At 65.2% G+C, this 25,875-nt stretch carries 28 protein-coding genes; 6 read left to right on the top strand and 22 right to left on the bottom strand.

Annotated features, from left to right (window positions below; translation table 11 throughout):
- Positions 1-146 precede the first annotated feature (146 nt).
- On the bottom strand, positions 147-1,520 hold the full coding sequence (gene purB / locus AB870_RS04270; RefSeq protein ID WP_047907073.1) for an adenylosuccinate lyase: 1,374 nt from the start codon (positions 1,518-1,520) through the stop codon (positions 147-149).
- A 140-nt stretch (positions 1,521-1,660) separates the two neighbouring features.
- Here purB and AB870_RS04265 point away from each other — a divergent pair, with 140 nt between their 5' ends.
- On the top strand, positions 1,661-2,320 hold the full coding sequence (locus AB870_RS04265; protein ID WP_047907072.1) for a glutathione S-transferase family protein: 660 nt from the start codon (positions 1,661-1,663) through the stop codon (positions 2,318-2,320).
- Between the two features lie 19 nt (positions 2,321-2,339).
- On the opposite strand, the gene AB870_RS04260 is transcribed toward AB870_RS04265, so the two are convergent.
- From AB870_RS04260 to AB870_RS04205, 12 genes are all read right to left on the bottom strand, one after another.
- Complete coding sequence (locus tag AB870_RS04260; RefSeq protein ID WP_053059554.1) at positions 2,340-3,449, bottom strand: lytic transglycosylase domain-containing protein; 1,110 nt, start codon at positions 3,447-3,449, stop codon at positions 2,340-2,342.
- Between the two features lie 167 nt (positions 3,450-3,616).
- Positions 3,617-4,831, bottom strand: coding sequence for an EscU/YscU/HrcU family type III secretion system export apparatus switch protein (locus tag AB870_RS04255; protein ID WP_179949730.1), 1,215 nt, complete (start codon positions 4,829-4,831; stop codon positions 3,617-3,619).
- Positions 4,832-4,838: 7 nt separating this feature from the next.
- A complete protein-coding gene (sctT, locus tag AB870_RS04250) occupies positions 4,839-5,660 on the bottom strand; it encodes a type III secretion system export apparatus subunit SctT (RefSeq protein ID WP_084664067.1) in 822 nt (273 codons plus the stop codon).
- 5 nt (positions 5,661-5,665) lie between these two features.
- Complete coding sequence (gene sctS, locus AB870_RS04245) at positions 5,666-5,932, bottom strand: type III secretion system export apparatus subunit SctS (RefSeq protein ID WP_047907071.1); 267 nt, start codon at positions 5,930-5,932, stop codon at positions 5,666-5,668.
- A gap of 19 nt (positions 5,933-5,951) precedes the next feature.
- Positions 5,952-6,602, bottom strand: coding sequence for a type III secretion system export apparatus subunit SctR (gene sctR / locus AB870_RS04240; RefSeq protein WP_047907070.1), 651 nt, complete (start codon positions 6,600-6,602; stop codon positions 5,952-5,954).
- 227 nt (positions 6,603-6,829) lie between these two features.
- Entirely contained in the window at positions 6,830-7,972 is a 1,143-nt protein-coding gene (locus tag AB870_RS04235) for a hypothetical protein (protein WP_047907069.1), read from the bottom strand.
- Positions 7,962-8,462 (bottom strand): hypothetical protein, encoded by a 501-nt coding sequence (locus tag AB870_RS04230; RefSeq protein WP_071386832.1) that lies wholly within the window; start codon positions 8,460-8,462, stop codon positions 7,962-7,964. The genes AB870_RS04235 and AB870_RS04230 overlap by 11 nt, the downstream gene beginning before the upstream one ends.
- Before the next feature lie 63 nt (positions 8,463-8,525).
- Positions 8,526-8,936: a hypothetical protein gene (locus AB870_RS04225; protein ID WP_047907067.1), complete on the bottom strand. Its 411-nt coding sequence runs from the start codon at positions 8,934-8,936 to the stop codon at positions 8,526-8,528.
- Complete coding sequence (locus AB870_RS04220; protein WP_047907066.1) at positions 8,912-10,288, bottom strand: FliI/YscN family ATPase; 1,377 nt, start codon at positions 10,286-10,288, stop codon at positions 8,912-8,914. Before AB870_RS04220 ends, AB870_RS04225 begins: the two co-directional genes overlap by 25 nt.
- Before the next feature lies 1 nt (position 10,289).
- Positions 10,290-12,359 carry a type III secretion system export apparatus subunit SctV gene (gene sctV, locus AB870_RS04215; protein WP_047907065.1) on the bottom strand — a complete coding sequence of 690 codons (2,070 nt, stop codon included), beginning with the start codon at positions 12,357-12,359 and terminating at the stop codon, positions 10,290-10,292.
- Complete coding sequence (locus AB870_RS04210; RefSeq protein ID WP_047907064.1) at positions 12,356-12,745, bottom strand: hypothetical protein; 390 nt, start codon at positions 12,743-12,745, stop codon at positions 12,356-12,358. Before AB870_RS04210 ends, sctV begins: the two co-directional genes overlap by 4 nt.
- Before the next feature lie 264 nt (positions 12,746-13,009).
- Positions 13,010-13,669 (bottom strand): two component system response regulator, encoded by a 660-nt coding sequence (locus AB870_RS04205; protein WP_047907063.1) that lies wholly within the window; start codon positions 13,667-13,669, stop codon positions 13,010-13,012.
- A 437-nt stretch (positions 13,670-14,106) separates the two neighbouring features.
- On the opposite strand from AB870_RS04205, the gene AB870_RS04200 reads away from it, so the two are divergent.
- From AB870_RS04200 to AB870_RS04180, 5 genes are all read left to right on the top strand, one after another.
- Positions 14,107-14,724: a hypothetical protein gene (locus AB870_RS04200; RefSeq protein ID WP_071386831.1), complete on the top strand. Its 618-nt coding sequence runs from the start codon at positions 14,107-14,109 to the stop codon at positions 14,722-14,724.
- 70 nt (positions 14,725-14,794) lie between these two features.
- Positions 14,795-16,504 carry an EscC/YscC/HrcC family type III secretion system outer membrane ring protein gene (locus AB870_RS04195; RefSeq protein WP_237170042.1) on the top strand — a complete coding sequence of 570 codons (1,710 nt, stop codon included), beginning with the start codon at positions 14,795-14,797 and terminating at the stop codon, positions 16,502-16,504.
- 2 nt (positions 16,505-16,506) lie between these two features.
- Positions 16,507-17,796 carry a type III secretion system inner membrane ring subunit SctD gene (gene sctD / locus AB870_RS04190; protein ID WP_047907061.1) on the top strand — a complete coding sequence of 430 codons (1,290 nt, stop codon included), beginning with the start codon at positions 16,507-16,509 and terminating at the stop codon, positions 17,794-17,796.
- The gene (locus tag AB870_RS04185) at positions 17,771-18,010 is read left to right on the top strand and encodes an EscE/YscE/SsaE family type III secretion system needle protein co-chaperone (RefSeq protein ID WP_047907060.1); all 240 of its coding nucleotides are present in this window, start codon (positions 17,771-17,773) and stop codon (positions 18,008-18,010) included. The genes sctD and AB870_RS04185 overlap by 26 nt, the downstream gene beginning before the upstream one ends.
- Positions 18,011-18,331: 321 nt before the next feature.
- The gene (locus AB870_RS04180; protein ID WP_047907059.1) at positions 18,332-18,745 is read left to right on the top strand and encodes an InvB/SpaK family type III secretion system chaperone; all 414 of its coding nucleotides are present in this window, start codon (positions 18,332-18,334) and stop codon (positions 18,743-18,745) included.
- Between the two features lie 77 nt (positions 18,746-18,822).
- Here AB870_RS04180 and AB870_RS04175 read toward each other — a convergent pair whose 3' ends face one another.
- From AB870_RS04175 to AB870_RS04135, 9 genes are all read right to left on the bottom strand, one after another.
- On the bottom strand, positions 18,823-19,959 hold the full coding sequence (locus AB870_RS04175) for a TyeA family type III secretion system gatekeeper subunit (protein WP_047907058.1): 1,137 nt from the start codon (positions 19,957-19,959) through the stop codon (positions 18,823-18,825).
- Positions 19,952-20,641: a hypothetical protein gene (locus AB870_RS04170; RefSeq protein WP_071386830.1), complete on the bottom strand. Its 690-nt coding sequence runs from the start codon at positions 20,639-20,641 to the stop codon at positions 19,952-19,954. The genes AB870_RS04175 and AB870_RS04170 overlap by 8 nt, the downstream gene beginning before the upstream one ends.
- Positions 20,617-21,207 carry a type III secretion system domain-containing protein gene (locus AB870_RS04165; RefSeq protein ID WP_167362671.1) on the bottom strand — a complete coding sequence of 197 codons (591 nt, stop codon included), beginning with the start codon at positions 21,205-21,207 and terminating at the stop codon, positions 20,617-20,619. The genes AB870_RS04170 and AB870_RS04165 overlap by 25 nt, the downstream gene beginning before the upstream one ends.
- Positions 21,208-21,254: 47 nt before the next feature.
- On the bottom strand, positions 21,255-22,049 hold the full coding sequence (sctJ, locus tag AB870_RS04160; RefSeq protein WP_167362670.1) for a type III secretion system inner membrane ring lipoprotein SctJ: 795 nt from the start codon (positions 22,047-22,049) through the stop codon (positions 21,255-21,257).
- 17 nt (positions 22,050-22,066) lie between these two features.
- Positions 22,067-22,435 (bottom strand): type III secretion system inner rod subunit SctI, encoded by a 369-nt coding sequence (gene sctI / locus AB870_RS04155; protein WP_084663306.1) that lies wholly within the window; start codon positions 22,433-22,435, stop codon positions 22,067-22,069.
- Entirely contained in the window at positions 22,432-22,926 is a 495-nt protein-coding gene (locus AB870_RS04150) for a DUF1039 domain-containing protein (RefSeq protein ID WP_157112226.1), read from the bottom strand. The genes sctI and AB870_RS04150 overlap by 4 nt, the downstream gene beginning before the upstream one ends.
- A 79-nt stretch (positions 22,927-23,005) precedes the next feature.
- Positions 23,006-23,224 (bottom strand): type III secretion system needle filament subunit SctF, encoded by a 219-nt coding sequence (gene sctF, locus AB870_RS04145; protein ID WP_047907055.1) that lies wholly within the window; start codon positions 23,222-23,224, stop codon positions 23,006-23,008.
- Entirely contained in the window at positions 23,221-24,021 is an 801-nt protein-coding gene (locus AB870_RS04140) for a helix-turn-helix transcriptional regulator (protein WP_053059549.1), read from the bottom strand. Before AB870_RS04140 ends, sctF begins: the two co-directional genes overlap by 4 nt.
- A gap of 225 nt (positions 24,022-24,246) precedes the next feature.
- Complete coding sequence (locus tag AB870_RS04135) at positions 24,247-25,848, bottom strand: FMN-binding glutamate synthase family protein (protein WP_047907054.1); 1,602 nt, start codon at positions 25,846-25,848, stop codon at positions 24,247-24,249.
- Positions 25,849-25,875: the final 27 nt, after the last annotated feature.

The raw sequence follows: 25,875 nt of genomic DNA, 5'->3' as shown, positions 1-25,875 counted from the left end.
AGAACCCCCAGACAAGGCCGGGACGGGGCGGCCCGGCGGCACGCAAGCGCCATGCAAAACGGGCCGCAAAAGCGGCCCGTCCTGTTTGCTGCCGGTAAAGCGGTGGGCTGTCTACGTCTTGATCTCCCGACTTCACGCGGACGCGATCAAACGCGCCTGGCAAGCGATTCGGCGATGCCGACGTAGTTCGCCGGGGTCATTTCGAGCAGACGCGCCTTGGCGTCTTCGGGAATCGCCAGTTGCTTGATGAACGTTTGCAGCGCTTCGCGGGTGATGCCCTTGCCGCGCGTGAGTTCCTTCAACTGTTCGTACGGGTTCGGCACACCGAAGCGGCGCATTACGGTCTGCACCGGCTCGGCCAGCACTTCCCACGTATTGTCGAGATCTTCGTCCAGACGTTGCGGATTGACTTCGAGCTTGCCCAGACCACGCAGGCACGAATCGTACGCGAGGAGGCTGTAGCCGAATGCCACGCCGATATTGCGCAGCACGGTCGAGTCCGTCAGATCACGCTGCCAGCGCGAGACCGGCAGCTTGTCGGCCAGATGGCGCAGCACGGCGTTGGCCAGACCGAGGTTGCCTTCCGAGTTCTCGAAGTCGATCGGGTTGACCTTGTGCGGCATGGTCGACGAACCGATTTCGCCGGCCTTCGTCTTTTGCTTGAAGTAGCCGACGGAGATGTAACCCCACACGTCGCGGTTCAGGTCGAGCAGGATCGTGTTGGCACGGGCCACCGCGTCGAACAGTTCGGCCATGTAATCGTGCGGCTCGATCTGGATCGTGTACGGGTTGAACGTCAGGCCCAGACGCTGTTCGATGACGGTCTTCGAGAACGTCTCCCAGTCGTATTCCGGATAGGCTGAGAGGTGCGCGTTGTAGTTGCCGACGGCGCCGTTCATCTTGGCGAGCAGTTCCACGCGGCGAATGCGTTCGAGCGCGCGGGCCAGACGCACCGCCACATTGGCGATTTCCTTGCCGAGCGTGGTCGGCGAGGCCGGCTGACCGTGCGTGCGCGAGAGCATCGGCTGGGCAGCGTGTTCACGCGCCAGTTCGCTCAGCTTGGTGACCAGCGATTCGAGCGCCGGCACAATCACTTCGTCGCGCGCGCCCTTGAGCATCATGCCGTGCGACGTATTGTTGATGTCCTCCGAGGTGCAGGCGAAGTGGATGAATTCGCTCGCCTTTTCGAGTTCCGCCTGCCCCTGCACCTTCTCCTTGAGCCAATACTCCACGGCCTTCACGTCGTGGTTCGTGACTTTCTCGATGTCCTTGATGCGTTGGGCGTCGGCATTCGAGAAGTTGGCGGCCAGATTCAGGAGGAACGTCTCCGCCGCGCTCGAGAACGGGGCGATTTCGGCGAAACCGGCCTTGGACAGGGCGATCAGCCAATGGATTTCGACCTTCACGCGATTGCGCATGAACGCCGCCTCGGACAGCCACGGGCGCAGGGCGTCGGTCTTGCTGGCGTAGCGGCCGTCGAGCGGGGAGAGCGCGGTCAATGGGGAGAATTCGTCGGACATGGCACTAGGCACCGAAAAAGAAAACCGGGGGAGCCGGCGATGTGCCAACTCGGAAAGGCCAGTATTTTACCATTCCCCGGCAACGGCCATCCCGCACGTTATACTCTTCCCCGCGCTACAGCGATTTATCAAGGATTCACATGAAGTTGATCGGTGCCCTCGCCAGTCCCTACGTTCGTAAAGTCCGCATCGTGCTGGCCGAGAAGAAGCTCGACTACAAGCTCGAACTGGAGAACGTCTGGGCCGACGACACCCGCATCCAGCAGTCGAACCCGATCGGCAAGGTGCCTTGCCTCGTGATGGAGGACGGCGAAGCCGTGTTCGACTCCCGGGTCATCTGCGAATACCTCGACACCCTGTCGCCGGTCGGCAAGCTCATTCCCCCGTCGGGCCGCGAGCGCGCCGAAGTGCGTTGCTGGGAAGCGCTGGCCGACGGGCTGACGGACGCCGCCGTGCAGATCCGTGTCGAAACCATGTACCACGACGAAGCATCGCGCTCGCAGAAGTTCATCGACCGCCAACTGGGCAAGATCCGGGAAAGCCTTCGGGCCATGGCGCGCGGGCTCGACGAGCGCCAGTGGTGCGCAAGCAATCGCCTGACGCTGGCCGACGTCGCCGTGGTGTGTTCGCTCGGCTATCTCGATTTTCGCTATCCGGAGATCGACTGGCGCGACGCGCATCCCAATCTCGCCCGCCATTTCGAACGCATGTCCGCCCGTCCCTCGGTCGCCGACACGGTCCCCACGGATACCGTTTCCGATCCGGCCGCGCCCGCGGCGCCCGCTGTTCCCGCCCTCTGATCGCCCCGGCGTCCAACGCCTAGCCGTCCCGCCCTGCGGGACGCACGAGCGTGCCCGCCGTACGCTCCGGAATCCGTGGCGGCATCGCGACCGCCGGCCGGTCGCGGTCCCGGGCGGTGGCGCGTCCGGCGCGCTTCGCCGCGTCGGCGGACGGACTATGCGTCATCAACTCCCCCAGCCCCTGTAAGAGCCGCCACGCCCGCGCGGCTTTCTCGTCGGTCCCGGCAACGCCCTTTTCCTTTGTTCGTTCGGCCGGCGCACCGGTGAGCGCGGCCGCCGCCCCGACCGCGGAGGGGGCCGCCTGTGCAGGTGAGGCTGCGATCCCGCCGTCACCCGCACCGGGTGCATCGGGTGCATCGGGTGCATCGGGTGCATCGGGGGCGCCGGGCATGCCCGCGTCACGCAGGCGCGCGTAACCCGCCATGACCTTGCGCACATAATTTTGCGTCTCGGGAAACGGTGGCACCTGCCTCCCGTAACGGAGCACCGCACCTTCGCCAGCGTTATAGGCAGCAAGCGCCAGACTGACGTCGCCGTCGAAGCGCGAGAGCAGCCAGCGCAGATATGACGCCCCGGCACGCAAATTCTCGGCCGGATCCTCCAGACGCCGCACGCCGAAGCGCTGTCCCGTGCGCGGCAGAATCTGCATCAGCCCAATGGCGCCGCGCTCCGACACCGCTTGCGGGTCGTATCCCGACTCCGTGTCGATAATCGCATGCAGCAGCGCGGCGTCGAGGGACGTGGCATGCGCCGTTCGCCGCACCAGTGCGTCATACGGAAGCTTCACCGGACTCGGATTTACCGTGGATGTACCCCCTGCGTACCCGGGGGGCCCCTCGACCCGCGCGGCGGCTTGTGCGGCGGCCCGTGCGTTCGTCGGCTCGGCGCCGGGTGCCGGGGCGGACGCCGATCGCGCCGACGCAATCGGAATGCGCGGCGCCACCTCCGGCTCGCGAAATGGCGACACCAGACGCCGTGCCGCCTCGCGCGGATCGGCGGCGTCGCCCATGACATCGCCCACGCGCTTCGGTTTGCCGCTGGCGGCGGCGAAAGCGTTCGCCACCGGTACGGCAATCTGCGCATCGGCCACGCGCGGGTGATGAGGCAACAGCCCCCGGTCCGCCGCCATGGTCGGCAGCCCGCCCAGCGTCAGCCCCGCTGAAACGAGGACGGCAAGACGCCACGACCGCCTGCCCCATCGGAACCATCGGAACCATCGGAACCATCGGAACCATCGGGACAATCGGGACAATCCGAACCGTCGCGACGAACCGGAAAACACCATGGCCAGCGCCCTCATGGCGTGCCGCCGCCGGTCGGCGCATCGGACGCATCGGACGCATCGGACGCATAAGGCACATGAGGCACATGAGGCACATGAGGCGCATGAGGCGCATCGGGCACATCGGGCACATCGGGCACATCGGGCACATCGGGCGCGTCAGACGCCTGCGTCGGCATCGCCTGTACCTCGTACGGCAGGTCGAGGGCGAGACGCAGAATTGCCGCCACGGCGTCAAAGAGATCGGGTGGAATCGGTGCATCGATCGCTACGTCGTCCATCAGCCGGCGGGCCACGGGCACGTGTTCGACAACCGGAATACCCTCGCGCAGCGCCAGGCGCACGATGGTTCGTGCCCGTTCGTTACGCCCCTTCTCGATGACCAAAGGCACGGCCGTCTCGCCGGGAACATAGCGAAGACAGACCGCGAGGCGCGTAGGATTGCGCACGACCGCCGTCGAACGTTTGACGTTGTTCGAGAGACTGCCGCTCTCGATCGTCTCGCGGTGAATATCTCGCCGCCGGTTCTTGATCTCGCGATTGCCTTCGATCTCCTTGGACTCGCGCTTGATTTCGTCGTGAGACATCATCAACTGCTTGCGCAATTGATACTTCTGATACGCAAAGTCGAGTCCACCGAATACCACGTAGGCCACCACGAGCACCGCCATCAACCAGAACAGCAGTCTGATCGTCAACGCGAGTCCGCACGACGGCCCGCACTGCGGCAGCGCGGCAAACGACGGCGTGTACTGCCGGATCAGATAGAAGAACACCACGCCGAGCACAGCGACCTTGACGAGCGATTTGCCAAACTCGAAGAGCGACTGCATGGAGAACAGTTGCTTTGCCTTGGCAACGGGATCGATGCGCTCGTACTTCGGACGAATCACTTCCGGTGCCACCAGCGCTCCCACTTGCAACACCATCGCAAGCCACGTGGTGACGATCAGCAACACTGCGAGTCCGCCGGCGAATCGAACGAAGATCAGCACCGACGGACCAAGCATGCCCTGCACCGCTTCGTCGACCGGATCGCGAAGCACCAGCAGCATGCGGGCGACGAGCGCTTGCAGGGCGTCGTAAAGCGCCGGTCCTTCGAACACCAGCCATGCGAGTACCGCCCCGAGCTGCATGCAAACGGACAGATCGGCGCTCTTCGCGACGCGGCCTTTCTTGCGCGCGTCTTCGATTTTCTTGGGGGTGGGGGGGAGGTTTTTCTCGCTCATACGTCGCTCACGAAGCAGGCTGCGTCATCACGGTCCACGCACGCAACAGTTCGGGCAGCCGATACCAGTGCGCGAGCGGCACGGCAATCGCGAACGGCAGACTCGCGACGGTCACGAGCAACGCCATCGCGCTCTTGACCGGCATGGCGAGAAAGAACACGTTGAGTTGCTGTGCCGCGCGGTTGATGAAGCCCATCGACATGTCGACGAGCACCATCACGACCATCGCCGGCAACGCAACGGCCACGCACATAACCTGCATGGCCTGCCAGAGCGACAACAGCCAGGCAACACCCGACGTATCGTCCCATCGCCAGCCACGCCCGATGGGCAGCGCGACGTACGAGTCGTACAGCGCCGTGAGCAACGCGTGCGCCGCCGGCGTGACGAAGAACAGAACGCAGAGCATCTGTGTCAACGCGATACCGAAAATCGACGATTGCGCGCCCATCAAGGGATTGAGCACACTCGCCATCGATGCGCCGCGCATCGTGTCGATCACGTATCCGGTCATGTCCGCGGCCCAAAACGGCAGCGTCGCCACCAGACCGAGCAAACCGCCGAGGAACAACTCGCGCACGATCAGCAGGGCCCACTCGCCCCAATGCACCGGCATCTCCGGGCTCGCGTGCACCAGCGGGACGACCGGCAATGCGAGCGCGAGCGCCAGTGCGTTGCGCAACATGCCCGCGCCGAGCATGCCGACGGACAGCACGGGCAGCAGCATCGCGATCCCCAGCGGACGCAGCATCGCCACACCCCACGCGAGCGCCCATCCGAACATCTCGGTCCAGAGCGACGAGGCCGGAATTCCGGAAGACATCGTCATCTGCATCACCCCATCCGGCTGATCTGCTCGAAGGCGTTGCCGGCGTAGTTGAGCAGCACGTGGCCCATCCATGCATAGGTCGCGGCCAGTGTGACCGACACGGCGATGAGCTTGATGAGGAACTGCACGGTCTGGTCCTGCACCTGGGTCAGCGCCTGCACTAGCGAGACGAGCACGCCCACGGCCGAGGCGACCACCACGGTCGGCAGCGACATCAGCAAGGTGAGCCAGAGCATTTCGCTCGTGAGATTGACGACGATGGCTTCGCTCATGCCGGGGCTCCATGCGCCATCATGCGTAAGACAGCATCAACTGCCGAACCAACTGCTCCCAGCCGTTCATCATCACGAAGATAAGCAACTTGAACGGCAGTGCGATGGTCATCGGCGAGACCATCATCATTCCCATTGCCAGCAGAATGTTCGAGATCACGAGATCGATCACGACGAAGGGGAGGTACAGCAGCAGGCCGATCTTGAAGGCCTCGGCGAGTTGACTCAACGCGAACGCCGGCATCAGCACAAGCAGCGAATCCGCACCGAGCCGGTCGCGATGGGCTTGCGGCCATGTCTCGTTACCCAGTCCGGCGAAGAAGTCGCGTTGTCTCGCGTCCGTGTGGCGCGTAAGAAACGCGCGGTACGGAGACAGCACGCTGGCATCGACGTCGGCGACGAAATTCCTGGACGACAGCGATACCGGACGCCTGCCGAGGTTGTCCTCGATGTCGAAGGCGACCGGCGCCATGATGAAGCACGTGAGAACCAGCGACAGTCCGTAGATCGCGATGTTCGGAGGAATTTGTTGTGTGCCGAGCGCATTGCGCAGTAGCGCGAACACCACGGCGAGCTTCAGAAATGCCGTCCCCAGCACTACCAGCAATGGCAGGATCGAGAGCAGCGACAGTACGACGACAAGCTGCACCGGGTGGTCGAGCAGGGACATATCAACTCCAGTCGGGGAACGCCAACGCGGGTCATCGGCAGCCGGAAAATTTCACGGTTCGGCGCTGACGAGAGACCAGGCAGTGGGACTACGCAGGGGGACAACGCAGGCGCGCGGCGAAGCCGGAGGGGGCGCAGCGACGCACGGACTCTCGCGGACCGCGTGCCTGCGGCCCACGCCTTCGCTACACCCCCAGGCACGTCAGGTACGTCAAAATCGGGGAAATGTTAGGGCGATGCGGAATGCCCGCCCATCCGGTCACGACCCGAAATCGCTTCGGGGGCGTGCGGTGTATCGGTCGACGTTCCGGGCGTGGGCTCAAGCTGCACCGCGAGACGTCCGTCGCCGAATCGCAGCAGACGTCCGCCCGCCCATGGCGCGCCGTCGCGCCACAGCGTGATATGGCCGGCGGCCGTAGTGTTTCGCGCCGTCGTCTCCGGCGGCGTCTCCTGCCCGGCGCGCCACGCGATCAGCCACGGAATGGGAATTTCCCTTTCGGCGATCACGGCGAGCAACCTTGCGCATCGCGTTGCGTCACCGTTGGCATCGTCCGCCTCCATCCTCGCCGCCTCCAGCGAGACGGTACGGCGCTCGGCCGGTTGTCCGTCTCTCATCGCGATGGCGTGAAGGCCGTCGATCAGCCAATACTCACCAGTGGAAACGTCCGCCGCGACGTCGAGCAGCACAGCGCCTCCCTCGCGGAGGTTGTCGCATAGCGACGCAGGCAGATCGGTCCATCCGACCGCCATTGCACAACGGCGCATCGGATAGCCCTTCGGATCGAGCGGTGTATCGCACCGGGTGGCTCGCCGGCAGCGCTCGCGCAACCATGAGGTCGCGCCGTCGAGATACGGCAGTGCCAACCGACGTCCCCCGCGTTGGAGCACGATGCCCATGCGCCAGGCCAGCGCGATGCGTTCCGGCGCCAGCGATTCCGCTTTGGGCCACGAGGATCGCAGGGGTGAGTCCGCCGGCGTCTCGCCGTCGACCGGCCCGGCACCGATCGCCAGCGTGAGGGATGCAGCGCTTGCCTGCCACGCCGCAGGCAAAGCCTCCCACGACGGCACCGGCAAATCGTCTGCGAGCCAGTCGACCCATTGACGGGCATCGCACCAGAGCCGAATCCGGCCCGCCACGCCGTCGTCGACATTCGCCGTCACGACGAGCCCGTCGCCTCCGGCGTAAATCCAGCCGACGCGAACCTCCGTGTCACCTTGCGCGAATGTCATACAGCCGGCCCCCGTGAGCAAGTCTTCCAGCGGTATCCGGGCATCCGCCGTGAGCGCATCTCCGTTCGTCTGCCGCAATGCCTCGGGGAATTCCGCAGGAGACGCTTCCCGGAAGGCTTCCTCAGGCACGTCATGGGACATAGCGAGCCTCGACTTCAATGGTGACGGGCAACGCAAGACGCGAGGTCAGCGCTCGGGCGAGTTGTCCGCGGTGGGCGAGCAGACGGCGGTACATTGTGAGTTGAACGCACAGGAGACTGACCGTAATGCCCTGCAATCCTCGACGGGCTTCGACCACCAGTGCGTCGAGGGCGCCGCCGTGCACGACGACCCGCAACACGCTCGCGCCGTCCCAGTTCGCATCCTGGCGCGCGTGCCACACACGTAGCCAGCGAAGCACGTCGGCCGGTCCCGTCACGCAGGCGGCCGGTCCGCACGTCAGCGCGAAGGCCCGCTCGGTGCGCTCGCCACGCCCGTCACGTTCACCACGCGCGCCACGCTCCCCTCGCGCTGCGCAGTGACCGAAGCGACGTGATGCAGCATCTGCCTGGGGCGTCCCATGCGATGACAACCTGTCGGTGAGTGCGCCGAAAACCCCGGCAGACTGACTGCTGTGGCGGATGGTACTCATCGTGTACTCCTCCTGATGGCGATGGTTGGGAAAACGCGCCGATGCCACAGCGCCACTGCGGCGTCAGCGCGGATACAACGTCAGCAATTCGCGCAACTTTTCCTGCTTGCGGGCGTTTTGCCGAAGACGCTCGCGCTGCTCCTGCAAGTCGGCCCGGGCCTGCCGCGCGCGGGCAAGTGCGTCGCGGTGCCGGGCCGCGGCTTCGCCAAGGGCCATGCGCTGCACCTCCACCGCAAGCGACGCGCCCGCCGCTTCGCGCGGGCCGTAGATACCGCCGCGAGACAGCGCTTCCTGCCATACGCGACGCTGCGCCGCGCACGCGCGCTCATACGCCGCCGCGGCGGCGTCCGCCTCGTTCGCCGCCGCCGTCAGACGCGCCAACGCGGCCCGCATGCCGGTCTCGCGGCGACGTGCAAGCTTCGCCAGCGAGTCGATGCCCTCGCGGTCTTTCAGTTCGCGAGATGTTCCAGCCATGCAAGGGTGTCGTCGAAAGGCGCGACGTCATGCTGCGCCTGGCACAGGAATGCGCGAATGTCCGGCGCACGGGCAAGCGCATCGTCCGTATCCGGATCGTGTCCGGCCTGATACTCGCCGACGCGGACGAGCAGTTCGACGTCCGCCGCCAGCGCCATCGCGCGTCGCACGCGCGCGGCACATTCGACGTGCTGCGCGCTCGTCACCTGCGACATCACACGGGAAAGACTCCTCGGCACATCGATGGCGGGATAGTGATTCTCCTGCGCGAGTCGCCGCGACAGCACGATGTGGCCGTCGACGATCGAGCGCACTTCGTCGGCCAGCGGTTCGTCGAGGTTGTCGCCTTCCACGAGCACCGTGTAAAACGCCGTGATGCTGCCGCGCTCGCCGGTGCCCGCACGTTCGAGAAGACGCGGCAGACGCGCATAGAAGCTCGGCGGCAATCCGCTCGTCGCCCCCAACGGTTCGCCCGCCGCCATGCCGATGTCCCGCACCGCGCGCCCGAAGCGGGTCAGCGAATCCATGAGCAGCAGCACGTCCTTGCCTTCGTCCCGAAACGCCTCGGCAATGGCTGTCGCGGTATAGGCCGCTTTCATACGTTCCAACGCAGGGCGATCGGAGGTCGCCACCACGCACACCGTGCGTGCACGTGCCTGCGGTGAGAGTCCCTGCTCGATGAACTCGCGCACCTCGCGGCCGCGCTCGCCGATCAGTGCCAACACGATGACGTCCGCTGCCGCGCCCTGACACATCATCGCGAGCAAGGTGCTCTTGCCACCGCCGGCCGCCGCAAAAATTCCGAGCCGCTGACCGCGACCGCATGTCAGCATCCCGTCGATGGCGCGAATGCCGATGGGCAAACACGTCGAGACGAGGGCACGGCTCATGGCGGGCGGCGGCGGCGCATCCAGGGGCCGCCATGCGGTGGCCTGCGATGCGCTTGGCCTCACCACACCGTTCGCTGCCTGGTCCGTGCCCAGCGGACGTCCCAACCCGTCCAGCACGTCGCCCGCGAGGTGCTCGCCTACCGCCACGCGCGACGCCGTTCCCATCGCCTGCACCAGCGCCCCGTTCGCCACGCCATTCGGTTCCGCATACGGTGCAAGCCAGACGTGCCGCCCTTCCACCGCGATAACCTCTGCGTCAAGCGCCGGCGACACCACGCGGCATTGCTCGCCGAGTGCCGCGCCCGGCAGGCACGCGCGCATGGCGTTGGGCGTGATCTTGTCGATGCGGCCATAACGGACGTCACGGTTCGCGCTGCGCCGCAAGTCCTCGCAAGCCTTGCGTTGCGCATCGAGCGTGCGGCGCAGTCCGTTGGCAATTCGGGCGGTATCGGGGCGTCGCATATCAGACCGCTCCCTGCACGTCGATTGTGCCGAGCACACGCACATGCGGCTCGTCGGCGACCTCCTGAAACGACAACACCGGCAAGTCGGCTCGCTCACGCTCGACCAGCTTGCGAACGAAGCGGCGTACGTCCATCGCCGTGAACAGGACGGCAGGCGTACCGTCATGCGCATTCACTGCCCCATCGATGGCATTGAGGATCGCATCGGTCTGTGCCGGGTTAAGATCGGCATACGACCCGGAAGCGGTCTGCCGGACCGCCGCGCGAACGGCATCTTCGATGCCTCGTCCCACATTCCATCCGGTGATGTGTGCCGTGCCGCGACGAAAGCGCCGCGTAATGTGACGACGCAAACTCAGCCGCACATACTCGGTCAGCATGATCTGGTCCCGCTCGCGCGGCGCACATTCGATCAGTGCTTCGAACACCCGGCGCAGATCGCGAATCGACACGCCTTCCGCGACCAGCCTTTGCAGCACTTCGGCCGTGCGGCTGATCGGTAGCTGCCGCTGCAGCTCCTTGACGAGTTCGCCATAGCGGTCCTCCATCGCGTCCATCAGGAATCGCGCCTCCTGCACCCCCAGGAAGTCGGCGGCGTGCGCGTCGATGACCAGCGAGATGCAATGCGCCACGCGATCCGCGCCTTCGGCGACGGTGCCGCCGGACGCTGTCCATTCGCGGCGTTGTGCGTCATCGAGCCAGAAAAGCGTCTGTCCGCCGAACGGTAACGGCGTCTCGCGCGGTGCCCCCGCACTCAGGCTTCGCAACGCGGTCACCGGATGTGCCACGTCGCAGGAAGCCAGCGCGGCGTCGAGCGCGACATCCACGGTCAGGACACTCTCGTGATACAGCTGGATGTCCAGCGTGCCGCTCGGCAGCGCAGCATCGACGACAACCTGCACTTCCGGCATCGGCACACCGAAATGTTCGAATTTCTGATGGCGCAGCGCGTCGACGCATGCCGAAACTGCGTCGATGCCACCGCAGCCGTCCGCCAGCGCCACGCCGATCTTCGCGAGCAAAGGCTGTGCGCCGGGGCGCTCGCTTTTGGACTGTGCACCGTCCTCCATAGTGGCATCCTTTGCTCCCGTACCCTGCGCCGCGAGGCGTTTTACCCACCATGCAGCCCCGCCGGCCAGTCCGCCCAGCAGCAGAAAGTAATGCATCGGAAATCCCGGGATCAACCCGAACAGCACGAGCACCACGGCCGCCAGCGTCAACGAACGTGGCTGCGCCGCGAGCTGATCGGTCAGCTCACGCGCCAGATTGCGACGATGCTCACCGGGCACGCGCGTGACGATGATCCCCGCCGTGACGGAAATCAGCAGCGCCGGAATTTGCGACACGAGCCCGTCGCCGATGGACAGAATGGCGTAAATAGCCGCCGCGTCTCCAGCGCTCATGCCCCGCATGAACACACCGACGCCAATGCCGCCGAGCAGATTCACGACGATAATGACGAGCCCCGCAATCGCGTCGCCCTTCACGAATTTCATCGCGCCGTCCATGGCGCCGTAGAACTGACTCTCCTTTTGCACGACGCGTCGCAGGCGCTTCGCCTCCGCGGCGTCGATCGTGCCGGCGCGCAGGTCGCCGTCGATACTCATCTGCTTACCCGGCATGCCGTCGAGCGAGAAACGCGCGCCGACCTCGGCAACACGCTCCGAGCCCTTCGTAATGACGATGAAGTTGACGATGGTGATAATCAGAAACACGATCATTCCGACCACAATGTTTCCGCCCGCGGCGAAATCGCCGAACGTGTAGACGATGTCGCCCGCGTCGGCATGCAGCAGGATGAGCCGGCTGGTGCTGATCGTGAGTCCCAGCCGGAACAACGTGGTCATCAGCAGCACGGAAGGAAAGGCTGAGAAGTCGAGCGGCTCATTGATATACAGCGCGACCATCAGTAACAGCAGCGAGACTCCGAGATTGAGTGCAATGAGCAGGTCCATCACCGACGGCGGCATCGGGATGATGATCATCAGCACGGTTACGAGCAGCAGCCCCGCGAGGACGATGTCCTGACGTCCGGCGGCCACGCGCAGCCAAATGGGCAGGCGTGTCATGAACGCGTCTCCCGCTGTCGTTGCGCATCGATTCGTTCCAGAAGTCGCCGCATGCGCCTGAGACACGACACCCATTCGAGGGCCTGCGAATTTCCACGTATCGGCGGCGTAGCGATCAGCATCGGCCTGCCCTGCGCCACACAGGCACGCACCGGAATACCGAGGCTCCACTCCGGCACGCAGGTTTGCAGCAATAGCGGTAGGCATCGCTGTGCACCCGAGACGCGCCGAAACAGTGTCAGCGCCAACGTGACACCGTTCGCATCGACATCCGTCATCAATACGCAGGGACCAAGCGCAACGCGCATGCGCGGCGTAACGCGCTGCGGCGGCAAGGCCAGCAATTCGAAAAGGTGTTCGAGCTTGCGCTGCGTCTGAGTGTCCATCGATGGCGTATTGTCGGAAGCGGCTAAGCGATACGTAAGGCGCGGTTGGCGCCGAGAAGTTGACCTTGATAAGTCGACGTTGACAAGCCGGCGTTGACAAGCCGGTATTGAAACGCCGGCGTTGAACAGTTTGCGCTCAATACTGTGCACGGAGAAAACGGCAGCGAAGATGGTCGCGCATCCGGAGCAGCGCCGGCTATCCGGCACAGACCTGAAATTCCCCCGGCACGGCGTCGATGTGACAGTACCGGCCGAGGGCGCGCATCACACCATCATGCGCAGCCGGCGTGCCCATTTCACGATATCGATAACGTTATGTGCGTCGAGCTTGCGCATCATGTTCAGACGGTGCGTCTCCACCGTCTTCACGCTGATCGACAGCAGCGCCGCGATGTCACGATTGCGCAGCCCTTCCGCGACCAGCTTGAGCACTTGCCGCTCGCGCAATGTCAGCAGCTTCTCCGGTACTTCGACGGTCTGCGGATCGAGCGCCGGCTGCGCGCCCGTCGGGTCGTGCACGATGCCGAATACGGCGGGATCGACGAACCGTTCGCCGCGCATGACCACATCGATCGCGTGGATCAGCGTCTCACGCGAACTGCTTTTGAGAACGAACGCCCCGGCGCCGGCTTCGAGCGATTGCCGTGCGCGCTCGCCGTCGTCGCTCGCGGAATGCACGACGATTCGCAACTCGGGCCAGCGCTGAACGCACTGCCTGATGACGTCGATGCCGTCCATTCCCGGCAGCCCCAGATCCAGCACGACCAGCGCCGGCCGATGCATCACGCAGGCGCGATACACGTCGAGCCCATTGGCGACTCTGGCCAGCACACACCATCCCAGTTCGCCCTCTATCAAACGGCACAGCCCGTCGGCCAGCAACTCGTGGTCCTCGACAACGATGACACCCGTACACCCCGTCATGCGCAACTCCTCAGCAGTTAGTCAGTAGCATTCATACGGATTTTTGTTCACTCTCTTTCGACTTCGGGCCAACTCGGCGAATCTTGTGTATTCGCCTGATCGCCGGCGTAGGAAAACACCGCGAATTTAAGGATTCGACAGTGAGATCAGGTCTGTGCCGGATGGTGTCCGCGACACAGCGCTCGATAATGACGGTCCTTGTCCGTGCAGCCGAACGGTCGGCGACAGCAGGCGCGGGACCGGCATGGCGTACCGAAGCGCATCCCGTAGGGCGCGCCGGATCAGCGTCGCGTTGCACGCCGGACGGCGCACCGGTCACCCATGCCACTGCGACATTGGCGGCATCGCACCGAACGTTGGCTCACCGCACCGAACGTGCGCCGGATCAAACCCTTCATTCGCCTTTGGTGCGCGGGCACCCTCTCCGACATCAGCCTATGCGTTTGCCATTTGCGCTTGCCGCTCTCGACTGGATTACCCCGTGCGAGGTTCAAGGCACCCGTACCCTGCTCGACCTCGACGGTCGTCGCGCATGGACGTGCCTAGCCGCCGGCGGCTACTGCGTGGCAACGTCAGTGGCACTTCCTGTTCCCGGCTCGCCGTCAATGCGACCGTCCGCCGAAGCGAGCGGTCTCGGCACACCGGCAGACGCGGCGGATATACCGGTTGCGGCAATGTCGACGAATGCAAACGACGCAGCGAACGCCATGGACGCGACGGCGGCAGGTGCGACGGAAGCGATGTTGTCGCGCTGGCTGACCCGCATTTCGCTTGCGCTCGCCGGGCAGCCGTCGCTGCGCGACGACAGCCTGTGCATCGCGGATAAGGTCGTCTGGTGGGTACACCGTTTCGACGCCGACACGCCGGCAGCGCAAGTGGAGGCGCAATTGCGCCGTCAGTTGCTCGCCTGCGAGATGCTTTCGTCGCAAGACCTGCGCCCGCCGGCTGTCCGGTCGACGTTTCCGGCCTCGCTCACCCCCCACGGCGTACGCCTCGATCCCGGTCGCACGGCGGCCGGTGCCGCCGAACGCCTTCAAGCACTACGACGTGGCTGACATGCGGTACTCGCTCGTATCTTCCGTACCGTCCGTCCCCTCCTTCCACTGCATGTGGTTCGTGTGGGCAGTGTGTCTGCCCTCCTTTCGTCGCTTCGCGCGTCCGACCCATCTCGCCCGCCGCCTGCCGCGGTTCCTGCGCTCGCTCGCGGCGCTGACGACATCCGGGTTCGGGGTCGCGGCGGTCCTTGCCGCCTCGGCCGCACTCCCGGCATTCGCCTCCCCGATGAATGCGCCCCTCGTCGCGTCCGTCCCCGTCTGGCACGGCGGTCCGTTCGTCTTCCAGAGTGCCGGCACGCCGCTGGCGGAACTGCTACGCGACTTCGGCGCACATCACGGCGTTCCGACCGTCGTGAGCCCGCAAGTCAACGACCGCTTCATTGGAACGCTGCCCGCAGGCAACGCTCAGGAAACACTCGACGCATTGTCGGAACGTTATCGGCTTTCGTGGTACTTCGACGGTCAGACGCTGAACGTCTACAAGGCCAGCGAGACCTCACGACGTGTCATGCCGTTGCGGTACGCGTCGCCTGGCGCCCTCCTGAGTCACCTGCGCGACGCCGGGGTGCTTCATCCGAAACACTGCGTGGCACGGGCGATTCCGGCGACACACGCGCTTGAAATCGCGGGTGTGCCGGCCTGCCTCGACACCGTCGCAATGCTCGCCGAATACGTCGAGCGCGACGCCCGCGATCAGCAGGAGAGCGAAGAGACCATCAAGATATTTCCTTTGAAATTCGCAACGGCCGACGATACGAGGTACTTTTATCGCGGGCAGGAAGTGGTCGTGCCAGGCGTAGTCAGCGTATTGAAAGACTTGATACTCGGCGCCGGTCCGCTCGTCGCCACCGCAACGTCAACCCGCCCGGCGGGTTCGGTCGGCCGTCCCGACGCCGCACGTGACGTTGGCATCGCCAACGTCGCACGGACCGGCACCGGCGGCACGCCGCGCTTTTCCGCCGATCCGCGCCGCAATGCCGTGATCGTGCGCGAGAGGCGTCGCAATCTGCCGATCTACGGCGATCTCATCGCCCAACTCGACGTTCGCCCGCGGCTGGTCGACATCTCCGTTGCCATCATCGACGTGAATGCCAGCGACATCGCCGAGCTCGGCGTCGACATTTCCGGTAGCGCCCGGCTCGGCGGCTTCGGCACCGTGTCGCTCAATGGGCAGTCGAGCCAGATGAACGACGGCGACTCGGGAACGTTCACCACGCTGGTCGGCGACACCAACAAGTTCATGCTCAATCTGAGCGCGCTGGAGCGTAACTCAAAGGCACGTGTCCTGTCGCGGCCATCGATCGTGACGCTCGACAACATGCAGGCCGTGCTCGATCGCAGCGTGACGTTCTACACGAAAGTCTCGGGGGAGAAGGTCGCGAAGCTGGAGAGCGTCACGTCGGGATCGTTGCTTCGGGTCACGCCGCGGCTCGTGCCGAAGGAGGGCGAGCCGGAGGAGGACGGCACACGCGAGCAGGTCATGCTCACGCTCAATATCGAAGACGGTGGTGAAGTGCGCAGCGAGCGCAACGTCCGCAACGAAGTCCCGACGATACGCAACTCGTCGATTTCGACCCACGCCACGCTGCAGGCCGGACAGTCGCTGCTTCTCGGCGGCTTCGTGCAGGATGCGCAGCACGAGCACGAGCGCAAGATCCCGTTGTTGGGCGATCTGCCGATCATCGGCCGGCTGTTCAGTTCGACGAGCAACCGCAACGACAGCGTAATGCGTCTGTTTCTGATCAAGGCCGAACCGGCGGCCGTTCTCCCGAGCGCCTGACGATGCTCACCCTGACGCTCCTCGACGGCCCGCTCGCCGGGCGTCCCATGCCGCTGCCGGTCGGCGCGCTCACCCTCGGCCATGCCGACGCCGACATTGCAATGACGCTCGAACACGACGGGCCGGTGACGCTGTCCATCGGCGACGATGAGGTACGTCTCGCCACCACGGCCCCCGTCTGGGTGGACGGTGAGCCGTTCGCATCGGAGAACGCGCCTGCCCTGCCCCTGCACACCGTCATCGATCTGGCGGGCCTCGGGTTATGGCTCGGCGACGGGAGTCAGCCGTTCCCTTCGCCGTCGCCGAAACGCCCCGTTCGCCGTGCGGCCTCCCCGGCGGCGGCGTCCGCCGACGTATCGGCGGGCGACGGCTCCCGGCGCCGCTCGACCATCGCCTGGCTCGCCGCCACCGGTTTTTCGTTGCTGATTGCCGGTGCCGGCGTTGCGATGTGGCGAACGGGCACCGCCAACGTCATCTCCCGTGCGCCGCAGCCGGACGCGTTGAAAACCCTGGCGGCGCGCATCGCGCCGAATGTCCAGCTCAGCACCATGGAGGGCACCGTCCGGTTGTCTGGCGGCTGTCTCGACGACGACACACGCGCGCGATTGCGTGCCGAAGCGCGCTGGCTGGGCACGGCACTGAGCGACGAGACATGGTGTCCGGAGACTGCCGTGCAAACCGTCGGCACATTGCTGCGGCTCCATGGCTTCGGCGCGGCACAGGTGAGCGTGGCGCAGGATGGCGCACTGCTCGTAGGCGGACCGCTGATTGCCGATGCACGATGGCGGGCGGCGTCCGATGCGCTTGACGCCCTCTCGCTGCCGCACGGATGGCGGATCGCCGACAGCGCCGCGAACAGCTTCGAGCGACTGGTGAAAACGTTACGCGACGCGGGACAACTGCGCGGCATCGGTATCTCGCGCGATCGCAGCGGATGGCGGCTCACCGGCGCACTATCGCCGGGCAGGCAGGCATCGCTAAAAGGCATTGCAGACACATGGAACCGGCCAACGAACGCCATGCCGTTGCGCATCGAGCCGCTTCCGTCGCCGATTCCCACACTCGGCGAAACGGGCTTTTCCGCGCCGCTGGTCAGCATCGGCGGATCGCCCGGCGCACCGCAGATCACGCTTGCCGACGGCACCCGCCTCGCGCAAGGCGTGCGATTACCCGGCGGGACACGGATCGTCGCGATCCATCCCGATGGTGTGTCGATCAGCGCACATGACCGGCTCTTTTACCTGCCACTCACCCCGGAGACGTCCCATGACGCTTCGTCTGACCCGACTTGAGGATGCCCTCGCGGTGTCGCCCGATACGGTATCTCGCGACGTTGCGGCCAAACTCGATCGTGCTGGCCGCACGCTCGACGCCGTGTTGCGTACGCCGCTCACGCCGCCGCAACATGCACGGGCGCGGACACAAAAGCAGGCGGTGACGGCGGCGCAGGCAATTCTTGAAAGTCTCTCGCGCCGCTACAGCACATCGTATGGAAAGCTACCCTGACGCGTCGCTGCGGTGCAGCCGGGAACCAACGGAGACGGCCGGAGACGCCGGGAGATATCGCGAAAGCGGCAGGCGACAGCGTATCCGTTGTCGAAAAACTCGCCGAACCGACAATGCCGCGGACAATCACGCATGCCATGCAGACCGTCGTCCCCATGAGTCCCCACATCGCCGCATGCACGTGCCCGGAAGCCACAACGCGGTTCACGCCACCAAAGTTAGGGGCGGCCAAACGTGGGAACCTCTGCCATCGTCCCCGGTCTTCTGGCACGGGCTTCGTACCGGGCGCGCCATCGAAACCTTCCACTCTCCACGTTTATCATGCCCAGTTACGATCTAGCGCAAACTCTCGTCGAAGCTCTGAAACTGATCGGCTGCGACCCTGGCAAGATCGACGCCGTCGACAACCACTCGCCTATCGAACTGACGTTCAACGCGTCGCCCAGCATCATCGTGGAGACGCTGGACAATCAGGTGTGCAGCATTCACGCCGTAGTGGCGACCGACGAAGCGGCACGATTGCACAGAGCGAACAGCGAACGCCTGTTGCAATTTCTGATAGAACCCGCGGAGTGGGCGGTCACAGGGCACGTGCAATTGCGCGAGCATGACAACCGTCTGATCCTTCACGCGCAAGTCAAGGAAGACTCGGCCGCCGAACCGGAACCCTTCGCGCAGGCGCTCACCGATTTCTACGATCGCATCAAGCTCTGCCGGGAGCATTTGCGCGCCTGACCCGTCGTCACCCCGCCTCGCCCTCCGTCCCTTCCCTTTTAGCATCGCTTGCGCGCGGCGCATGGAGCATGCGCCCGTCACCCTCTCATGGCATCGCCTTCCTGCGCGATTTCCGTGCGCCAGGTGTCCAGCGCCTCTTCAAGCGCCTCGCGCTGCGTGTCGTCGCGGAAACACCCTTCATCGGCCGACTTGACGAGGTGCGTCAGACCGCGCGCGAAGGCGTAGCGAACGTCGACCGTCGTCATTCCAAGGTGCGAAGCCCGCTGCGTGAGCCACTGCGCACCGACCCACGGCTGATCGAGCAGTGTGAGGACCTCGGCAATCATCGCGTCCGTATCGAACGCCCGGCAGCCCGCTTCACGCACCGCACGCGCCGACGACTCGCAGGCCGACTCGAGCGTGAGGAACAACACCACGCGGCGCAAGTCGTCGATCACGGCCGATAGACGCTGCGTATCGGCATCCGCCTGCTGCGCTCCCAGTTCCAGACCCAGCGCCTGCATAAGCGCCCGCAAGCGCGCACGGCGCTGGCTGAATCGACGGCACTCGTCGAACCATTGCGTAAGTGTGCGTTGCGGTCCTTGCGCCTGGCGAAAGAGCGATTTGAGTTGCTGCATCAAGGCCATGCCCGGGGCCGCGCCATCGCCGCATTCAAGCGCGGCGAACGCTTCGATGCTCCACGTTTGCGACGCGGTCAGCGTGTCCAACACGCGCCGCAACCGGTGTCGCGTACCGACGTCGAGTCCGCTGTCCGCTAGCCATGCGGCAACAACCAGCGCAGCGTGTCCCGCCGACAACTGCGCCTGCCGAATAAGCTGAAGCGGATCCGGAACGAAGGGTAAGTCGCGCAACTGCCCGCGCAGCCGTTCGAACTGCGCCCCGTTGACGCGCGCAAATCGGTGCATCTGTTGCTCGAACAGGGCGCGCGCACGCTGCCTGTCGTCGCGCACATCACGCTCGCCCGTGCGGCGAAAACGTACCCCGAGTGCGAAGCTGAGATTCTCCTGCGACTCCGCAAACGCCGCCTCCTCGTTTTGCGCGATGGTCGCTTCGATCAGGGCCACATGGCCTGGCACATCGGCGAACGTGCCGCGGGCCGACATGGCGTCGGCTTCGAGCGCCTGCCATTCGTCGTCAAGCATTCGTTCGAGGGCCGCATTCTCCTGCGTGCCCCCCACACGCGGATTGTTCGAGGACGGCAGACGTTCAACCATAAGCGACCTCCAGACTCGGACCGACGCGCAAACGGTCGATGACTGCCGCCAGGTCCGCATCGAGATCCAGGCAGACGGTCACCCATTCGCTTTCGAGACGCGCCTGCCGCCCCGCGAGCGTCGCGTCCGCGGAACACGCCAGCACGATGTCCGCCTCGCGCAGTGCGTCGGCGATTGCGCGTTGCTGCATGGGCGGCACGCGCAGCACAAGCGCGCCGTCGCGCACCAGGCTGGGCAATGTACGGCAGACTCGGTGCGCAAAACGCTCACCGATATCGAGCTTGTCGACGAAATTCGACAACGCCACCGTCAGCGCGTCGGCGATGCGGCGTTCCAGTGAACGCATGATCTCCCGCTCCATCGAAGCCTCGTCGACGAGCCACTCCACCGCCTGCACGACGGCCGCCTGGCGAGCCGCTTCGGCCAGTGTCTGCGCGTCCTGCTTCGCCTGCGCCCGCGCCGCTTCCTGCCATGCGTTTCGCTGCGCCTCGATGTCGCGCAGCGCTTGCGCGTGCTCGGCGCTGGCCGCATCCCGCGCAGTGCGAGCCGCTTCCATCCAACGCGCGCGCTCGCCTGCCTGCTGGCGCAGCGTCTCCAGCACCTCGCGGGAAAGCACCGGCCCCGCCGGAGCGGGGCCGTCGATCGATTCCATGGGGGTCAATGCGTAGTCGATGACATACATAGCATTCTCTCCAACGCCGCGAGCCGCGGCCATATGTCGTCCGCAACGGGACTGTCCATCAGCGTTGACGACGTCCGCGGCGGCGGGGGCAGCAACAGGCGGGCCGCGACACGAACCGTCGCGACACCATCATCGGAGACGCTGCCCGTAGGCTGCGCGGCGTCGAGACATTCGCCCGTATGCGCCAGCGCCGCCGAGACGATCGCGTCCGGTGACAATGCCCGGATCTCCGGCCAGTCCTGCCGAGTCAGCAGCAGACGATCGCACTGCCATGCGTCGAGCCACGGCGACAGCGCCCTGCGGTAATTGCCGAGCAGGAGGTAATCCGGGCAACCGAACGAGCGCAGACCATAAGCGATTGCCATTCGACGCAGGTTCGCCACGGAACGCAGCATGGCGTGAGCGGCGTCACTCATCGCAGGTGCGCAATCGCCGGGGCGCGTCGCGTCCGGCCATCCGCGCCGTTCGATCAGCAGTCGATCGACGCTCGCACGGCATGCCGGATGCTTACGGTAGGACGCCCGCCATGCCGCCAACCCGAATGCGTCCCACCACCCATCGTCCATGTGCCGGCCCGGTCGCCAGATGAGGCTCGCCAGCAGTGCGTCCCCCACTACGTCGCTTTCGCGACGCGCTGACGCAAGCGGCCCACCCACGCGCCGCGTCGACGCCACGCCACGACGCCCAAAAGCCCCAGCGCCACCGTCGCCGCCGCGAGCATCGCCCACCCCAACAGCGGCCGCCACCTCACACCGGCCGCCGCGCCATCGGTCTGCGCCGCCGCTTCGATCGCCGCGCGCGGCAGCCGATAGTCGGCGGGCTGCAACACGATACTGATTCGCTCGGGCGACACGCCGGGCACGCTGTCGTGCACGAGACTCCGAATATCGGTCATGTGCTGCGTCATGTTGATCTCCGGACTGTACTTGACGAAGACGGCCACGCCGGGCGGAAGCGTCGCGCGGCCCGCCGAGTCCGTGGGCACCTGCGCGATGGACACCTCGGCGACCATCACACCATCGAGCGCCGCGAGCATGCGCTCCAGACGCTGTTCCTTGAGGAAGATGAGCTTGGCCTGCTCCTGCACGGGCGAACTGACCAGTTGTCCCGACGGAAAAACGTCTTCGACCGATGCGCGCTTTTGACGCGGGAGGCCATGTTGACGAAGCACTTCCACGCCACGGACGAAATCGGCGCGTTCGATCCGGATCGTCATGCCCGCCGTATCCGCGCGCTTGTCCGCCTGAAGCCCGGAGACAAGCAACAACGCGAGCATCTGGTTGGCCTCGGTCTCGCTCAGCGCGCGATGCAGTTCGACCTTGCAACCGGTCAGGACGAGCAGACACCCGCATACGAGCCAGTGCCGTACGTGCACACATCGCCGCAGACGGGACATCACGGTGCTCACGAAACGAACGCCGTGCGTCATTGCATGTGAACCAGCTTGTTTACCCCTTGCGTCGCCGCACCCGCCACCTTTGCGACGAATTCAAGCGCGAGCACCCGTTCGGTGATTTCGCGCTGCGTATCGAGCAACCGAGCCGGGTCGTCGAGCGCCCGTTCGTCCAGCGTGGCGCGCTGCGCGAGATATTCGGTGTGACTCGCCAGCTTGCCCGCCGCGTTGAGCAGATGGTGCTCCGGCAACGATGGCGCGCTGGCGAGCGCCTGATCGAAGCGGGCAGCGTCGGCGCCGGGACAGGCACCGGCCGGCGAGGCCGGAGGGACTGTCGCCGATACCGCAGCAGCACACGGGTATCCCGTCACCGGAGAAGGGGAAGGAGAAGGAGTCGTCATAACGAAGGAAGGGAAGATGTGGAGGATGAGGATGATGAGGATGATGAGGATGACGCGTGCGAGGGCGCCGGCGCAGCGCAAACCGGGGACGCGCACGGCATCGACAACAAGGGCGGCATGGCAGACATGAGCGGTACAGGCGAAGGCTGCATCACCCCGCGCCGCGTCGGATCGGCCTCGGTCGCCTCAAGCCAATGCCGTAGCACGTTGGCCGTGGGGGCGTCGGCCTGTCCTCGCGCGGCGAGTTCGGTCAGGCAGACACGCGCGGCGGAGGTATCGCCCAGCGCGATGAGCAGCGCGGCGTGCAGACCGAGACACGCTTCCTCGTGCGGAACGAGCGACGGCAGCGCGCCGAGTATCACGCGTGCCTGCGTCGCCAGGCCGTGCTGCGCCCCGGCGAGCGCCAACTCGACAATGTGCTGACGCGTAGCGGCGTCGAGCCACTGGGAGGTGTCGCTTGTCGCTGGGGACTGAAACGCGTTCGTCGTCATGTCGAGGTCGTCTCGCCGTCGTGTCGCCTCGCCCCTCGCCGTCCCGAAAGTTCGGGACTCGGGCAACGCAGGCAACAACTCAGGCAATCTTGGCGATGATGCCCATCACGGTGTCCTTGATGAGCTTAATCGTGGCGCTATGCAACCCCACGGCCGTGGAGAACTGCTGCAATTTGAACTGCACGTCGAGCATGTGTCGCGGGTCGTTGACTTCCTGGGTGCGAACGGCCTGCGTCGCTTCGTCCGACAACTGACGCACGCCCTCGCCCATGCCGCGGTGGATCTCTTCGACGTTCATACGACCCCCGCGTCGGTGATCGCGCCGTGTCCGGCCACCAGATCGGCTCGCATGGCGGCGTAGGCATCGGCGCGCGGCATGGCGACACGGCGGCCGCCTCGCTGCGGCGGGGTGCCCAGACGAATCTCCGTGGGCGCGCAATCGAAGCGCTTGCGAAACGTATCGGTGAAATGGGCGTGATTGGTGAAGCCGCACTCGAGCGCAATGTCGAGCACCTTGTGACGCGTCGACAGCAACAGATCCCGGGCGAGCCGCAACCGGCGCTCGAGCAACCACTGCTTGGCCGGCATGCCGTACGTCTGCTGAAACAGATAACGGAACTTGCGCAACGGCATACCGAACTCCTCGGCGAGCCGGCCCACCGGCCACGGCCGGTGGAAGTTCGCTTCGACGAAATCGAACAGCGAGTGACTGCCCGCGATCGTCTGGCGCAACATCGCCGAGAAGTAGCGCTGGTCGCGGCACAGACAGTAGACGTAGAAAAAGCGCAGCATCGCCATTCGGTCGACGTTCTGCAATGTCATCGCCACGTCCACCATCGTGGGCTCGAGAATCAGCGTGCGCGCCGCTTGCCGATGGAAGACACCCAACGGACGCCGGTCGAGCAGATCGACGACGTCCGGATACAGCGCCTGCAAATCGCAGGCATGAAAATCGTGAGACACCACAGGCCCGGGGGCATCGATCGTCGCGTCCGAACTGGTCGCCGTCATGCTGCCCGCGGGCAACGTGTGCACGAGACCGTTCACATCGAGTTTGACGTCGTGGCGGCTGATCAGAAATCGCACCGTACTCATAGGCTCCTCCTCTGACGACAATCCGTCGGCGGGATGACAAAGTCGAAGGCCACACGATAGGCGAGTACGCGCGCGAGCATCATCCGGTGGAGACCTTAATGTGAGCCGCCACCGCCCGCGATTTTGGTATTTGGGAAGAAAACTATCGGTAAACGAAAAGACCCGACGCCCTATCGCGTCGGGTCGTCTTTCGAAAACCGATCCGTCGGCCGCGCCGTGTTCCGGTCAGGCGACTTCCGTCGGCGAAAAACTGTCGGCCCGCGCCATCGGCCAATACTTCTCATACAGTTGATAGCGGAACTGGCCGCGCAGCAAATCGCCGGGTTCGAGATACTTGAGCGACTCGGACATCAGACGAATCTCGTTGGACGACACACGCCTGACGATGTGATGTGCGCGCAGGTCCGAAGGATGCGACAAACCGGCCGCCTGAATCAACTCCCTCAAGGCGTGCAGCGTGTGCGAATGGAACTGGTGGACGCGCTGCGCCTTGTCCGGCACGACCAACGCACGCTGGCGCAACGCATCCTGCGTTGCCACGCCCGTCGGACAACGGTCCGTATGGCACTTCTGCGACTGGATACAACCGATGGCGAACATGAAACCGCGCGCCGAGTTGCACCAGTCCGCACCAATCGCAAGCGTGCGTGCGATATCGAACGCCGTGACGATCTTGCCCGATGCCCCGATGCGGATCCTGTCGCGCAGCCCCGCGCCCACGAGCGTGTTGTGCACCAGCAGCAGTCCCTCCTGCAACGGCGCGCCCACGTGATCGGTGAACTCCAGCGGGGCGGCGCCGGTGCCGCCTTCCGAGCCGTCGACGACGATGAAGTCGGGCAGAATGCCGCTCTCGAGCATTGCCTTCACGATGCCGAAGAACTCCCACGGATGGCCGATACAAAGCTTGAAGCCGGTCGGTTTCCCCCCGGAGAGCGTGCGCAGGCGGTCGACGAATTGCAGCAGCCCAAGCGGCGTGGAGAACTCGCTGTGGCGCGACGGCGAGATGCAGTCCTGCCCCATCGGCACACCGCGCGTCGCGGAGATTTCCGGCGTGATCTTGGCCGCGGGCAACACACCGCCGTGGCCGGGCTTCGCGCCTTGCGAGAGCTTCACCTCGATCATCTTCACCTGCGGCGTGGTGGCCTGCGCGGCGAATTTCCCGGCGTTGAACGTGCCGTCGTCGTTGCGGCAACCGAAGTAACCCGACGCCACTTCCCATATCAGATCGCCACCCTGTTCACGGTGATGCGGCGAGATCGAACCTTCGCCCGTGTCATGGATGAAGTTGCCGAGTCTGGCGCCCCGATTTAGGGCGCGAATCGCGTTGGCGGACAACGCACCGAAGCTCATGGCGGAGATGTTGAAGATCGACGCCGAATATGGCTGCGCGCGATCCGGCCCGATGGTGATGCGGAAGTCGTGATCTTTCAGCACGGTCGGTGCAAGCGAGTGGGCAATCCACTCGTAGCCGGTCGCCTTGACGTCGATTTCGGTGCCGAACGGACGGCTGTCGACGTCACCCTTGGCGCGCTGATAGACGATGCTGCGCTGCGCGCGCGAGAAAGGCGTCTCGGAGGTATCGTCCTCCACAAAATACTGGCGGATTTCCGGACGGATGAACTCGAACAGAAATCGGAAGTGTCCCCAGAGCGGATAATTGCGCAACACCGCGTGACGCTGCTGCACGACGTCCCACACCCCGAGCACGACCAATGCAGCGAAGGGTATTGGCCAGAGCGGATTCCATCCGTCGACGAGTACCAGCACGAGCGTTGCGACGAGCAACGCCACGGTGATCCAGAGAGCCAGAAATCGGCGCGAAAACATGAAACCTCCTGGGCTTTTGCGGGGGGA

The sequence above is a fragment of the Pandoraea faecigallinarum genome, assembly GCF_001029105.3.
GTDB lineage: Bacteria > Pseudomonadota > Gammaproteobacteria > Burkholderiales > Burkholderiaceae > Pandoraea > Pandoraea faecigallinarum.
Note: the sequence above shows the minus strand (reverse complement) of the source record. Positions and strands in the feature narration are given on the sequence as shown.